Source organism: Rudaea sp., assembly GCF_047601565.1.
Taxonomy (GTDB): Bacteria; Pseudomonadota; Gammaproteobacteria; order Xanthomonadales; family Rhodanobacteraceae; genus Rudaea.
This window is the reverse complement of the sequence record NZ_JASGIY010000001.1, coordinates 3,500,975-3,512,852: the sequence shown is the minus strand read 5'-3', so window position 1 is coordinate 3,512,852 and position 11,878 is coordinate 3,500,975. Positions and strand designations below refer to the sequence as shown.

General features: G+C 64.7%; 16 protein-coding genes and 1 other annotated feature. Of the genes, 6 read left to right on the top strand and 10 right to left on the bottom strand.

Annotated elements, in window-relative coordinates:
• Positions 1-74 precede the first annotated feature (74 nt).
• The 4 genes from QM741_RS15630 to QM741_RS15615 all read left to right on the top strand — a co-directional run bounded on the left by QM741_RS15630 (position 75) and on the right by QM741_RS15615 (position 4,411).
• A complete protein-coding gene (locus QM741_RS15630; protein WP_415208574.1) occupies positions 75-1,520 on the top strand; it encodes a 2-hydroxymuconic semialdehyde dehydrogenase in 1,446 nt (481 codons plus the stop codon).
• A gap of 8 nt (positions 1,521-1,528) precedes the next feature.
• Complete coding sequence (locus QM741_RS15625) at positions 1,529-1,960, top strand: RidA family protein (RefSeq protein ID WP_415208573.1); 432 nt, start codon at positions 1,529-1,531, stop codon at positions 1,958-1,960.
• Positions 1,957-2,943 carry an amidohydrolase family protein gene (locus QM741_RS15620; protein ID WP_415208572.1) on the top strand — a complete coding sequence of 329 codons (987 nt, stop codon included), beginning with the start codon at positions 1,957-1,959 and terminating at the stop codon, positions 2,941-2,943. The genes QM741_RS15625 and QM741_RS15620 overlap by 4 nt, the downstream gene beginning before the upstream one ends.
• A gap of 245 nt (positions 2,944-3,188) precedes the next feature.
• Positions 3,189-4,411, top strand: a protein-coding gene (locus QM741_RS15615; protein WP_415208571.1) for an IS3 family transposase whose coding sequence is annotated in 2 segments (ribosomal slippage) — positions 3,189-3,471 and positions 3,471-4,411 — 1,224 coding nt in all. Because the reading frame shifts where the segments join, the coding sequence is not laid out codon by codon here.
• Positions 3,464-3,580 (top strand) — a sequence feature (AL1L pseudoknot). (Overlaps the previous gene by 117 nt.)
• On the opposite strand, the gene QM741_RS15610 is transcribed toward QM741_RS15615, so the two are convergent.
• The 5 genes from QM741_RS15610 to QM741_RS15590 form a co-directional block, all read right to left on the bottom strand.
• Positions 4,372-4,971: an STN domain-containing protein gene (locus QM741_RS15610; RefSeq protein ID WP_415208570.1), complete on the bottom strand. Its 600-nt coding sequence runs from the start codon at positions 4,969-4,971 to the stop codon at positions 4,372-4,374. The genes QM741_RS15615 and QM741_RS15610 overlap by 40 nt on opposite strands.
• A 472-nt stretch (positions 4,972-5,443) precedes the next feature.
• On the bottom strand, positions 5,444-5,818 hold the full coding sequence (locus QM741_RS15605) for a type II toxin-antitoxin system YafQ family toxin (protein ID WP_415208569.1): 375 nt from the start codon (positions 5,816-5,818) through the stop codon (positions 5,444-5,446).
• A gap of 10 nt (positions 5,819-5,828) precedes the next feature.
• Positions 5,829-6,023: a hypothetical protein gene (locus QM741_RS15600; protein ID WP_415208568.1), complete on the bottom strand. Its 195-nt coding sequence runs from the start codon at positions 6,021-6,023 to the stop codon at positions 5,829-5,831.
• Between the two features lie 32 nt (positions 6,024-6,055).
• The gene (locus QM741_RS15595) at positions 6,056-6,268 is read right to left on the bottom strand and encodes a type II toxin-antitoxin system RelE/ParE family toxin (RefSeq protein ID WP_415208567.1); all 213 of its coding nucleotides are present in this window, start codon (positions 6,266-6,268) and stop codon (positions 6,056-6,058) included.
• Positions 6,269-6,302: 34 nt separating this feature from the next.
• Entirely contained in the window at positions 6,303-6,563 is a 261-nt protein-coding gene (locus QM741_RS15590) for a hypothetical protein (RefSeq protein WP_415208566.1), read from the bottom strand.
• A 53-nt stretch (positions 6,564-6,616) separates the two neighbouring features.
• Here QM741_RS15590 and QM741_RS15585 point away from each other — a divergent pair, with 53 nt between their 5' ends.
• Complete coding sequence (locus tag QM741_RS15585) at positions 6,617-6,931, top strand: type II toxin-antitoxin system RelE/ParE family toxin (RefSeq protein WP_415208565.1); 315 nt, start codon at positions 6,617-6,619, stop codon at positions 6,929-6,931.
• Position 6,932: 1 nt separating this feature from the next.
• Positions 6,933-7,214: a helix-turn-helix domain-containing protein gene (locus QM741_RS15580; RefSeq protein WP_415208564.1), complete on the top strand. Its 282-nt coding sequence runs from the start codon at positions 6,933-6,935 to the stop codon at positions 7,212-7,214.
• Between the two features lie 186 nt (positions 7,215-7,400).
• Here the strand turns inward: QM741_RS15580 and QM741_RS15575 are convergent, their stop codons facing one another.
• The 5 genes from QM741_RS15575 to kynU form a co-directional block, all read right to left on the bottom strand.
• Positions 7,401-7,811, bottom strand: coding sequence for a hypothetical protein (locus QM741_RS15575; protein WP_415208563.1), 411 nt, complete (start codon positions 7,809-7,811; stop codon positions 7,401-7,403).
• 36 nt (positions 7,812-7,847) lie between these two features.
• Positions 7,848-8,825, bottom strand: a complete 978-nt coding sequence (locus tag QM741_RS15570; RefSeq protein WP_415208562.1) for a LysR substrate-binding domain-containing protein — start codon at positions 8,823-8,825, stop codon at positions 7,848-7,850.
• Positions 8,822-8,959 (bottom strand): hypothetical protein, encoded by a 138-nt coding sequence (locus QM741_RS15565; RefSeq protein ID WP_415208561.1) that lies wholly within the window; start codon positions 8,957-8,959, stop codon positions 8,822-8,824. The genes QM741_RS15570 and QM741_RS15565 overlap by 4 nt, the downstream gene beginning before the upstream one ends.
• Positions 8,960-9,048: 89 nt before the next feature.
• Entirely contained in the window at positions 9,049-10,431 is a 1,383-nt protein-coding gene (locus tag QM741_RS15560; RefSeq protein ID WP_415208560.1) for an FAD-dependent oxidoreductase, read from the bottom strand.
• 129 nt (positions 10,432-10,560) lie between these two features.
• Positions 10,561-11,835 carry a kynureninase gene (gene kynU / locus QM741_RS15555; RefSeq protein WP_415208559.1) on the bottom strand — a complete coding sequence of 425 codons (1,275 nt, stop codon included), beginning with the start codon at positions 11,833-11,835 and terminating at the stop codon, positions 10,561-10,563.
• Positions 11,836-11,878: the final 43 nt, after the last annotated feature.

Sequence of the window (11,878 nt, the reverse complement as noted above, 5' to 3'; positions counted from 1 at the left end):
GGCGATACGCAGGTAGCTAGACTTCCACGATAACAGCCGTCGTAGAAGCCTTCGTGCCGCCTGCCTTGCCACTGTTGCGCCACTATATCGACGGCGAATTCGTCGTCGGCGAAAAGCGCTTCGCGAACGTGTCGCCGGTCGACGGCCGCGTGCTCGGCGACGTCTGCGAGGCCGACCGCGACACGGTGGATCGCGCGGTCGCCGCGGCGAAGGCCGCCCAGTTCGGCGCATGGGGCCGCACCAGCGCGAACGAGCGCGCCGAGGCATTGCTGCGCATCGCAAACGGCATCGAGCGCCGCTTCGAGGAATTCGTCGCCGCCGAAGTCGCCGACACGGGGCGTTCGGTAAAGCAGGCGAGGGCGCTGGACATCGCGCGCGGCGTGCAGAACTTCCGCACGTTCGCCGAATTGATCCGCCAGGCCGGCGGCGAGTTCTACGAAATGCGCGCTGCCGACGGCAGCGACGTCTTCAGCTACACCGTGCGCAAGCCGCACGGCGTCGTCGCGGTGATCTCGCCGTGGAACCTGCCGCTGCTGCTGTTGACCTGGAAGGTCGCGCCGGCGCTCGCCTGCGGCAATTCGGTCGTCGCCAAGCCGTCGGAGGAAACGCCGGCTAGCGCGACCTTGCTCGCCGAGGTGATCCACGATGCCGGGCTGCCGGCCGGCGCATTCAATCTCGTGCACGGCTTCGGCCCCGGCTCGGCCGGCGAATTCCTCACGCGCCATCCCGGCGTCGATGCGATCACGTTCACCGGCGAGTCGCGCACGGGCGAGGCGATCATGAAGGCCGCCGCCACGGGCGTGCGCGAGGTGTCGTTCGAACTCGGCGGCAAGAATGCCGCCGTCGTCTTCGCCGACGCCGATTTCGACAAGGCCGTTGCCGGCGTATTGCGTTCGAGCTTCGCGAATTCGGGCCAAGTCTGTCTGTGTTCCGAGCGCGTCTACGTCGAGCGGCCGATCTTCGAGCGCTTCGTCACCGCGCTGAAGGCGGGCGCCGAGAAGTTGAAGATCGGCTACCCGGACGAGGACGGCGTCGACATGGGGCCGTTGATCTCGCATGCGCACCGCGACAAGGTGCTCGATTACTTCGCGCTCGCGCGCGCCGAGGGCGCGACGGTCGTCAGCGGCGGCGGCATGCCGCGCTTCGGCGATGCGCGCGACGGCGGCGCCTGGGTGCAGCCGACGATCTGGAGCGGGCTCGGCGACGACGCGCGCTGCGTGCGCGAGGAAGTGTTCGGCCCGGTCTGCCACGTCGCGCCGTTCGACGCCGACGACGAAGTCGTACGCCGCGTGAACGATTCGGCCTACGGCCTCTGCGCCGCGCTGTGGACGCGCGACCTGAAGCGCGCGCACGGCGTTTCGCGGCGTCTGCGCGTCGGCATGGTCTGGGTCAACACCTGGTTCCTGCGCGACCTGCGCACGCCGTTCGGCGGCGTGGGGTTGTCGGGCATTGGCCGCGAAGGCGGCCGGCATTCGCTCGATTTCTATTCCGAGCTGACGACGGTATGCGTCAATCCTTGAGGCGAGCCATGAGCGACAACGATATACGAGCCACTGTGGTGCCAGGCAAGGCCAAGCCGCGCGGGCGCTTTCCGCACGTGAAGCGCGCCGGCGATTTCCTGTTCGTCTCGGGCACGAGCTCGCGCCGTGCCGACAACTCGATCGCCGGCGCGCAGGTCGATGCGATGGGCACGACCGCGTTCGACATCCGCGAACAGACGCGCGCGGTGATCGAGAACATCCGCGACATCCTCGCCAGCGAGAATGCGATGCTCGGCGATGTCGTCGAGATCACCACCTTCCTCGTCGACATGAACGACTTCGGCGGCTACAACGAAGTGTATGCCGAGTATTTCGACGAGAGCGGTCCCGCGCGCACGACGGTCGCCGTGCACCAGTTGCCCCATCCGCTGCTGCGCATCGAGATCAAGGCGATCGCATTCGCTGCGGAATCGCCATGAAGATCGACATCCACTCGCATTTCTTTCCGCGCATCGACCGGCGCGAAGCCGCCAGGCTATGCCCGCAGCGCGCGCCGTGGCTGCACACCGAAGGCCGCAGCGGGCAGATCATGGTCGGCGAGAAGGCGTTTCGTCCGGTCGACGACGTGCTCTGGGATTCCGCGCATCGCGTCGACTATCTCGACGAGCAGGGCGTCGACGTGCAGGTGATGTGCGCGACGCCGGTGATGTTCGGCTACGAGCACCCGGTCGAGCGCGCGCTGCCGTGGGCGCAGCGCATGAACGATCGCGCGATCGAGATGACCCATACCGCGCCGAAACGGCTCAAGGTGCTGGCGCAAGTACCGCTGCAGGACATCGACGCCGCCTGCCGCGAGGCAAGCCGCGCCAAGGCCTGCGGCCATGTCGGTGTGCAGATCGGCAACCACGTCGGCGCGCTCGATCTCGACCACGACGCGCTCGTCGCGTTCCTCGCGCACTGCGCGCACGAAGACATCCCCGTGCTCGTGCATCCATGGGACATGATGGGCAACGGCCGCATGAAGAAATGGATGCTGCCGTGGCTCGTGGCGATGCCGGCGGAAACCCAGCTCGGCATCCTGTCGCTGATCCTGTCGGGCGCGTTCGAGCGCCTGCCGCCCAACCTGCGCCTCTGCTTCGCCCACGGTGGCGGCAGCTTCGCCTTCCTGCTCGGCCGCGTCGACAACGCCTGGCGCCACCGCGACATCGTGCGCGAGGACTGCCCGCAACTGCCGTCGAGCTACGTCAAGCGCTTCTACGTCGATTCGGCCGTGTTCGACCCGCGCGCGCTGCAACTGCTCGTCGACGTGATGGGCGCCGACCGCGTGATGCTCGGCTCCGATGCCCCGTTCCCGCTCGGCGAACAGGACATCGGCGCGGGTGTGCTCGCCCACGCCGCGCTCGCGGACGCCGACAAGCGCCGCATCTGTGCGGACAACGCGCGCGCGTTCTTCGGCATCTGAAAAGGGATCCGTCATTCCGGCAGGGACTGCCGGAATCCAGTCACAGGGACGTGAGCCATCATCATGTCGACGCGTTGCCATCCATGGCACTGGATTCCAGCAGTCCCTGCTGGAATGACGCGCAAAAGCCTCTTCGTTGAATTTGAGTGGGTTCTGTCCAGGAATAATTTTCGCACGGGGGTATAAATGCACCCCTGAACCGCCCCGGGTATGTCGGAGGCTCCCACTCTTGAGAGGATGGAGCAATGACAAACACGAAGTATTCTGCGGAAGTGAGAGAGCGAGCGATGCGGATGGTGCGCGAGCACCAAGCCGAATACGGCTCGGAATGGGCGACGATCGCCTCGGTGGCCGGCAAGCTGGGCTGCACGTCGGAGACGTTGCGGCGCTGGGTGCGGCAGGCGCAGGTCGATGAAGGCCGGCGCGAGGGGTTGAGTACGTCCGAGCGTGATCGGCTCAAGGCGCAGGAGCGAGAGATTCGCGAACTGCGCCAAGCGAACGAGATCTTGCGCAAGGCGTCGGCGTATTTTGCACAGGCGGAGCTCGACCGCCGGTTCAAGCCATGATCGCGTTCATCGACGATCACCGAGCCATCCATGGAGTCGAGCCGATCTGCCGCGTGCTGCCGATCGCTCCGTCGACGTATCGCCGCCATACGCGGGAACGTCGCCATCCGGATCGACGTTCGGCGCGGGCGCGTCGTGACGACGACCTGTGTCAGGCGATCCGGCGCGTCTACGCCGAGAACCTGCAGGTGTACGGCGCGCGCAAGGTATGGCGGCAATTACTGCGTGAGGGCGTGCGCGTGGCGCGCTGCACGGTCGAGCGGCTGATGCGCAGGCTGGGCCTGCAAGGCGTGATCCGCGGCAAGCCGGTGAAGACCACAGTCAGCGACAAGGCCACGCCGTGCCCGCTGGATCGCGTCAACCGGCAGTTCCACGCCGACCGTCCGAACGCGCTGTGGGTCAGCGACTTCACCTACGTGTCGACGTGGGCGGGCTTCGTCTACGTGGCCTTCGTGATCGACGTGTTCGCGCGCCGCATCGTCGGCTGGAAGGTGTCGCGATCGGCGCGCACGGACTTCGTGCTCGACGCGCTGGAGCAGGCGCTGCACGACCGCCGGCCGGTGCAGCAAGCCCTGATCCACCACTCCGACCGCGGCGTGCAGTACGTGTCGATCCGCTACACCGAGCGGCTGGCGCTGGCCGGCATCGAACCGTCGGTCGGCCGCGTGGGCGACTCCTACGACAACGCGCTGGCCGAGACGATCAACGGGCTGTACAAGGCCGAGGTCATCCACCGCCGATCCTGGCCGAACCTGGAAGCCGTGGAAATGGCGACGCTGGCGTGGGTGAACTGGTTCAACCACCACCGCCTACTCTCCTCGATCGGACACCGACCGCCGGCGGAAGCCGAAGCGATATATCATCAGCAACAGCAACACCGTGAGATGCCGATGGCGGCTTGACTCACACCAACCAGCCTCCGACGTTCCCGGGGCGGTTCAACCACGATTTCTTCAAACTGAGCTGGCTTCGTTTGCGAGGCCGATTCGGAGTTTTCTTTCCCTACGGCAGAAGGCTCCGCAGAAGCTCCTTGAACCTCTTGAGCCAGCCGAAACGAGTTGGAAGTGTCTTTCTTCCCCTCCTTTGCGTCGTCGGCTCCTGCTACTTCTGGGGAGTTCGGTTCTGTGCGTGCCTGGGGCGCGGTTTTGGCGTTTGCAGGAAGAATACTGATGGTCTTGTCGTCGAGGCGGTGATACGTCAGGCCGGTTCCACTCAGGATCTGCGTCAATGCTTCATCGGCGGTGAGCTCGCCCACTGTGCCGTGTGTGCGAAGCGAGGAAACGTCCTTGGTCGCAAACACGATTTGAAAGTTGCGATCCCTGGCGAGAGCGCGCAAAGCAGGGCCGAGTTCCTGCGCCGGTATGTTCGTAGGCGCGCGATTCGTCGTAGTGGGAACTTGTGCCGTTGCTGACAGGCTGACGATAGACAAGGCGAGTGCCGCGACCGCCACAGTGATCCGCATGAGTTGCCTCCCCGCAAGTTTTTATGTGGATATTGAGCCCGGCCGCCGAAGTGGCGGGCTCATGCGAGTAAAGAGCGCTGGCGGGTATCGGTTTATACCACCCCGGTCAAAAAATTTTGGATCAGCGCGGGGGCTTAGTCTTGGCCAGCTCCACCTGCTGCATCATCAGTTCGGGTAGGAATGGACGCAGCGATATAGATATTCGGAAGTGTTAAGTGCTCAGATTGGAATGGATCCATTGCTGCGCGTCTTTGTCGGTTTCGAGAGCGGCCTGGGCTTGAAAGGCCAATAAAGGCTCCAGATTCAGTCACCGGATTTCTTGACATCACACGAGAGCGACGCCGGCTTTCGACGCCACTGATTTCATCGCCTTGTCCTGCTTGGCGGGCGGGAGGTCGCGCCGCAACGCCCGGGGACTGGGGTCTTTGCTTTTGAATCTCCTTGGAAGAGCGTGATCCCCGAATCTGTACGCTCAAGATTCAGCGACTGCCGGGCGAGAACTGCCGGGCGAGAAGTGATATCCGGCGTGGGCCCTCACGGGGGACGCCTGCGGTGCGGGCGCTTGGTGAAAAGCTGCTGGTGCGTGCCTGCACGTACCAGAATCACTTCGCGCCGTCGCGGTTTCAACAGGTAAAACCAAGTCGTCACCTGCAAGGTGAAACTCGCGGCGATGCGCCCAATCATCCATCAAGGCATGGTCGCTGAAGTCGACGGGCAGCGGCTGGCCGTCGGCCAGAAAGGTCAGCGCGTATTTCAGGCCTTCCAGATCGAACGCTGCACCACGCAAATCGTGCAAGCGCTCGAGATCGCGGTCGAAGCGCTTGCGAAAGACGAGCTTCCAGCTCATCGGGGGCATCTCACTTGCGCTTGAACTTGGCGTCTAGATAGCGGCCTGTGGCTGCAGCGTCGGCAAACACTTTGTCGCCGTTGCGCAAGGTGTATTCGTGTTCGCGAGCGATTTCCAGGATGGCGGCGCGGGCGGAGCGCTTGCCGGTAGCGGCTTTCAACTGGGCGACGACGCGGGCAGGTAATTCCACGGTTGTGGTTTGCATAGTTTTGGCTCCCTGCTGCGAGGTCGAGGCTATTATAGCGCCGCAAGCCCGGTAGGGGGCAGTGCCTCAGTCTGAATTTCAAACCGTTCGCGTTGAGCGTAGCTCGCGTACGCTTCGATCGGGTTGCGCAGCTCGGCTGCAAAACTGCGTGCGCGCGCCGGGTTCTCGCGGGCGATGTATTGCGCGATCGCACGCAAGTCCCGCCGCGCTCGTGCAGTAAGCCGAACGCGATGCGCGGCCGTCATGCGGAGCGGCCGGCGTCGTGCGAGTCCTCGCCGCTCAAGCGTGTTTCCTCTTGCGAACCGTCGCGGCCTCGATCGCGGCAATGTCGGCTTCGACTTCGGCGAATACCTGCTCGGTCGTGTAGCTCGGCCCCGGCTCGTCGATTGCCTCTTGCACCTGCTGGCGCACCCACGCGTCATGCTTGGCGGCCGCGTGCGCGCGTTTGAGCATGGCCGCGCTGTCCGGCCGACGCCGCGCCGCGAGGTCGCCAGGATCGTAGCCCGCCGCATCGAGTTTGTGTTCATCTTTGCCCGTCAACCACGGCGTACAAAATTTTTGACGCAGTGTCGTGAATTTTGTATACTTCCGGCATGCAGACAATCATCTTCATGGGCAACAGCCGAGAGGATATCAGCGCGTTTCCCGAAGGCGCGCGCCGCATGATGGGGCGGCAATTGTTGCGCATACAAAGCGGACTCGATCCACTGGACTGGAAGCCGGTGAAGACGGTCGGCCCAGGTGTGCGCGAGGTGCGCATACATGTCGACGACGCATTCCGTGCGTTCTACGTGACGAACATTGGCAACGCGATTTACGTCCTGCACGCCTTCCAGAAGAAGACACAGGAGACAAGTCCCAAGGACATCGCGATGGGACGGCAACGGTTCAAGCAGATTGGAGGTTGATATGAGCGAGAAAATGACAGTCAGTTGCGGCAATGTGTTCGAGGACTTGGGCTTTCCTCCCGACGAGGCGGCCGCCATGCTCGCGCGCGAAACCCTGCTCATCGCGCTGGAGAAGGAACTGCGCAAACGTGGGAAGAAGCAGCAGGAGCTCGCCGACGAACTCGGCGTGCCCCGCACACGCATTTCCGAAGTCATGCACCGCAAGACGGATCGATTCAGCGTGGACAAGCTCGTCGGCCTGCTGCACCGAGCTGGAAAGCGCGTAGAACTGCGGGTGCGGTAAGCAAACGAAGGAGGAGCCTTCATGCCTGACCTGGCAGGATCGCAAGCGCGACACGAATCACCAGCGCGCTCAATGCCGCTGTGGATGGACGCTACGGCATCGCACACATCGCATTCAACTCGCTGGGCGGATTTATCGCGTCGGGTATCTACCAAATAAAGATTCCAGGTTCAGTTGCCGGATTCGCTACGCCGCCTCGAGCGTGAAATCCACGGGTACCGCGTCGTACGGGAACGACAGCTTGCCGTCTTCGGTCTTGTCGACCACGCCAGCGACCGCCAGGGCTTGCGCGTCGGTATGCACGGCCTTCACATCGCACTTTACGCGGCGAGCCAACTCGCGCACGCCCAGCGGCTCGGTGCCGGTGAGTGCCTTGAGCAGTTCCCATCGCTTGGGCGTCAGGGTGCGCACAACATTCGCGCAACGAATGGCCTGCACGGCGAACAGAAGATTGGGGACGGATATCGAAAGCAGTGCGTCTGCATGGAAAACGCACGCGTTCTTCGGGATTTGATAAGGACATGTCATTCCGGCAGGGACTGCCGGAATCCAGTCACAGGGATGTGAACCTCTCAGAACCTTAGCGTTGCCATCCATGGCACTGGATTCCAGCAGTCCCTGCTGGAATGACGGTTATCTGCGTGGTTTGGCTTCGTCAGAGTCGCGCACGTGCTCGCGGCTGGCGGCACGCAGGCATTCACGCAGCATCAATGCGGCCGGGGTCGGTTCGCGCGTGGCCGAGTAGAAGCAGCCGATGTCGCCGAAGTGGAGCAGGGCGCCGAGGTCGAATTCCCTGAGCAGGCCCGCTTCGGCGAAGTTGCGGATCGCCTCGCGCGGCATCAGCGCGATCGTGCGCTGGTCCTGCATCAGGGTGATGTTGGTCAGGATCGACAGCGATTCCACCACGTTCTCGGGAATCGGCAGCTGGCTTTCCGCGAACAGCGCGTCGGCGGTGCGGCGCAGGAACGAGTCGCGCGTCGGCAGTACCCATGGATATTCGCGCAGGTCGGCGAACTCGACGCGCTTTTTCCTGTGCATGGGGTGGCGCGCGCCGGCGACGACGCTGAGCGCTTCGCGGTACAGCGGTTCGACCTTGAGCAGGGGCGATTCTGTGCGCCAGTTCCAATCGTCCGGTATGCGGCCGACGACGAGGTCGAGCTCGCCGTCGGCGAGCGCGGGGAACAATTGATCCATCTGGCCCACGCGCAGCGAGAGCAGCACCTTGGGCGCCTTCTGTTTGAGCAGTTGCGTCGCGCGCGGCAGCAGCCAAGCGGACGCCGAGATCAGCGTGCCGACGATGACGTGGCCCGCGCTGCCTTCGAGGAAGGAGTTCACTTCGTCGGTCAGCAGGCGCAGGTCGGCGATGAACGATTTCGAGCGCTGCAGGATGCGCTCGCCGAGCGGCGTCGCGGTCACGCCGCGGTTGCCGCGCACGAGCAGCGCAGCGCCGAAATACGACTCCAGTTCGTGGATGACCTTGGTCACCGAAGGCTGGGTCAGGTTCAGCGCCTGCGCCGCGCGCAGGATCGAGCCGCTTTCGAGCACCTGCGCGTAGACAATGAGCTGATAGAACTTCAGCTTGCGCGCGATCGAGAGCGTGGTGAATTTCATTTGCGCTTTTCGTTCGTCAGTTCTTTTTGCTCGTCATTCCCGCGAAAGCGAGACTGCGCAGGCAGGATGCCGAAGCGAACATTCGCGCAGCGAATGGCTCGAAGGGCAAACTGCGGACGCAGTTTGTAATCCATTTTGACCTTGTTCTTACGCGAACTGCATTAAAAGAAGAAACTGGATTCCCGCCTTCGCGGGAATGACGGCTGAGGGCGGATCACTGGCGTTATCGCGCATCGGCCAGCGGTGCCAGATGCGTGGCGACGTCGGCGTTCACGGCGGCCCAATCGATCTGATCGAGCGAATCCTTCCCCTGCGTGGCGCGCACGAGGATGCCGTGCTGGACTTCGCTGCGCTCGAGCGCGACGGAATAGGGCACGCGCATGAAGCTGACCATCGCATAGTGCGGCACGAACACGCCCGGATGGCGCCGCTGCAGGCGCAGTTCGAGTTCGCGTTGCAGTCGGTAGTCGGCGTCGTCGACGCGGTCGCGCATTTCGTGGTAGTTGTCGAGCGCCATGCGTTGGATCGCACGTGCATTTGGCTTGCGCTCGGCTTCAAACGCGGCGAAGGCGTCGCCGAGGTCGGCGTGAGCGTCGAGCACGTCGGCGAGCGCGGCGCAGTCCTCGAACGCGCAGTTCATGCCCTGGCCGTGGAACGGCACCATCGCGTGCGCGGCGTCGCCGATCACGAGCGCGCGGCGGTCGAGATGCCAGCGTTCGAGATGCAGCGTCGCGAGCGTGCTCGCGGGATTGCGCGTCCAGTCGCGTTCGAGTTCGGGGATCAGCGGCAGCGCGTCGGGAAAGTCGCGCTCGAACAGTGCGCGCGCTTGCTGCGGCGTGCGAATCGTGTCGAAGCCCGGATTCTCGACGCCGGCGCCGCCGTGATTCGGCATGAACAGCGTGACGGTAAACGTCTTCTCGTCGTTCGGCAGCGCGATGCACATGTAGTTGCCGCGCGGCCAGATGTGCAGCGCGTTCGGCTCCATGCGAAAAGCCCCGTCGTCGGCCGGCGGAATCTCGAGTTCCTTGTAGCCGTGGTCGAGGAATTCGACGCGCTCGCCGGTGTCGACGACCTTGCCCATCGCGGTGCGCAAGGCGGAGCCCGCGCCGTCGCTGCCGATCAGCGCGCGGAACGGCATTTCGTGCGAGCGCCCGTCGCGATCGTCGATGAGTTGCGCGGTCTGCCGCTCGAAGTCGACGCGGTCGAGGCGGCGGTCGAAATGCATTTTCGCGCCGGCCTGTTCGGCGAGATTGAGCAAGGTGATGTTGAGTTCGCCGCGGTGCACCGACCAGATCACTTCCGAGTCGTCGCGGCCGTAGCGCTGCAGGTTCACTTCGCCGCGCAGCGGATGCACCATGCGTCCGCGCATCATCACGGCTTGCGCCATCACGGGCGCTTCGGCCTCGGCGAGGCGCAGCGGATAACGGCCGCGTTCGGCGAGCGCGAGATTGATCGAGCGCCCGCCCTGGTAGCCGGCGATGCGCGGATCGCCGCGCTTTTCGTAGACATCTACCCGCCAGCCGCGCAGCGCGAGCAGGCGCGCGAGCAGGGCGCCGGCGAGGCCGGCGCCGATCAGGCTGATACTGCGCGCAGAAGTTGTTTTCAAATCGTAGCGAGCGAAGGTAGTTTGGCCGCGCGCGGAGCGCAGGAACCGGAGTTTACTCGGATGTAAATGAGGATTCCGAGCACCGCACGCGGCCAAAATACCGAGCGCAGTAGATTTGAACGCAACTTCTCAGCGGCCATCGCGCCATGCCTCCACAGCTTCGACGAAGCCGGCCACGTCGCCGTAGGTGTTGTACGAAGGCGTGGGCGAGATGCGGATCACGTCGGGCTCGCGCCAGTCGCCGATGACGCCCCGTGCGGAAAGCGCGTCGAACAGCTCGCGCCCGCGCGTGCGGCCGCCGCGCACGCGCAGCGAGAGCTGGCAGCCGCGCCGTTCGGGTTCGGCCGGCGTCACCATCGACAGCACATCGGCCAGCCGTTCGCGGATCAGGGTGTCGAGAAATCCGGTGAGCTTCAGCGATTTCTCGCGCAGCGCCGCCATGCCGACGGCGTCGAACAGGGCTAGCGAAGCGCGCAGCGGCGCGAGGCCGAGGATAGTCGGGTTGCTGAGCTGCCAGCCGTCCGCGCCGGCGGTCGGCACGAACTGCGGGCCCATGCGGAAGCGCGTTTCCTTCTCGTGGCCCCACCAGCCGGCGAAGCGCGGCCGCTCGGTATGCGCATGGCGCGCGTGGACGAACGCGCCGGCCACCGCGCCGGGGCCGGCGTTCATGTATTTGTAGTGGCACCAGACGGCGAAGTCGGCGTCGCCGTCGTGCAGGCGCAGCGGCAGGTTGCCGGCGGCGTGGGCGAGGTCGAAGCCGGCGATCGCGCCCTGCGCGTGCGCGAGCCGCGCGATCTCGGCGAGGTCGAACGCCTGTCCGCTGCGATACTGCACGCCAGGCCAGAGCACGAGCGCGAGGCGCGGTCCGTAGCGCTCGATCACATCGGCAATGGCGGCCATCGAGAACGTGCCGTCGGCTTCGTCGGGTTCGAGTTCGATCAGGTCGGTGGCCGGATCGAAGCCGTGGAAGCGCACCTGCGATTCGAGCGCGTAACGGTCGGACGGGAACGCGCCGGCTTCCATCAGGATCGCCGGGCGCTCGCGCGTCGGCCGGTAGAAGCTGACCATGAGCAGGTGCAGGTTCGCGGTCAGCGAATTCATCGCGACGACTTCGCTTGGTTCCGCGCCGACCACACGCGCGAGCGGATCGCGCACGAGTTCGTGGTAGGGCATCCACTGCGCCTGCCCGGTGAAATGGCCTTCGACGGCTTCTTGCGCCCATTTGTCGAGCACTTCCTCGACATGCGCACGCGCGCCGACCGGCTGCAGGCCGAGCGAGTTGCCGCAGAAATAAAGCTGGTCGTGGCCGTCGTGCCGCGGGATCAGGAATTTCGCGCGCAGGGCGCGCAGAGGATCGGCGGCGTCGAGCGTTTCGGCGTGGCGTCGTGCGTCGGAATTCTGCATCGCGAAGAGAGGTGGCGACAGGTCCGGCAATGATAATGTCTGC

What these genes read in the sequence shown, in the direction of transcription:
- QM741_RS15625 (WP_415208573.1), top strand. Translation starts at nt 1,529, where the DNA reads ATGAGCGACAACGATATACGAGCCACTGTGGTGCCAGGCAAGGCCAAG.
- QM741_RS15620 (WP_415208572.1), top strand. Translation starts at nt 1,957, where the DNA reads ATGAAGATCGACATCCACTCGCATTTCTTTCCGCGCATCGACCGGCGC.
- QM741_RS15610 (WP_415208570.1), bottom strand. Translation starts at nt 4,971, where the DNA reads ATGCGGATCACTGTGGCGGTCGCGGCACTCGCCTTGTCTATCGTCAGC.
- QM741_RS15605 (WP_415208569.1), bottom strand. Translation starts at nt 5,818, where the DNA reads ATGAGCTGGAAGCTCGTCTTTCGCAAGCGCTTCGACCGCGATCTCGAG.
- QM741_RS15600 (WP_415208568.1), bottom strand. Translation starts at nt 6,023, where the DNA reads ATGCAAACCACAACCGTGGAATTACCTGCCCGCGTCGTCGCCCAGTTG.
- QM741_RS15595 (WP_415208567.1), bottom strand. Translation starts at nt 6,268, where the DNA reads ATGACGGCCGCGCATCGCGTTCGGCTTACTGCACGAGCGCGGCGGGAC.
- QM741_RS15585 (WP_415208565.1), top strand. Translation starts at nt 6,617, where the DNA reads ATGCAGACAATCATCTTCATGGGCAACAGCCGAGAGGATATCAGCGCG.
- QM741_RS15580 (WP_415208564.1), top strand. Translation starts at nt 6,933, where the DNA reads ATGAGCGAGAAAATGACAGTCAGTTGCGGCAATGTGTTCGAGGACTTG.
- QM741_RS15575 (WP_415208563.1), bottom strand. Translation starts at nt 7,811, where the DNA reads ATGGATGGCAACGCTAAGGTTCTGAGAGGTTCACATCCCTGTGACTGG.
- QM741_RS15570 (WP_415208562.1), bottom strand. Translation starts at nt 8,825, where the DNA reads ATGAAATTCACCACGCTCTCGATCGCGCGCAAGCTGAAGTTCTATCAG.
- QM741_RS15565 (WP_415208561.1), bottom strand. Translation starts at nt 8,959, where the DNA reads ATGGATTACAAACTGCGTCCGCAGTTTGCCCTTCGAGCCATTCGCTGC.
- kynU (WP_415208559.1), bottom strand. Translation starts at nt 11,835, where the DNA reads ATGCAGAATTCCGACGCACGACGCCACGCCGAAACGCTCGACGCCGCC.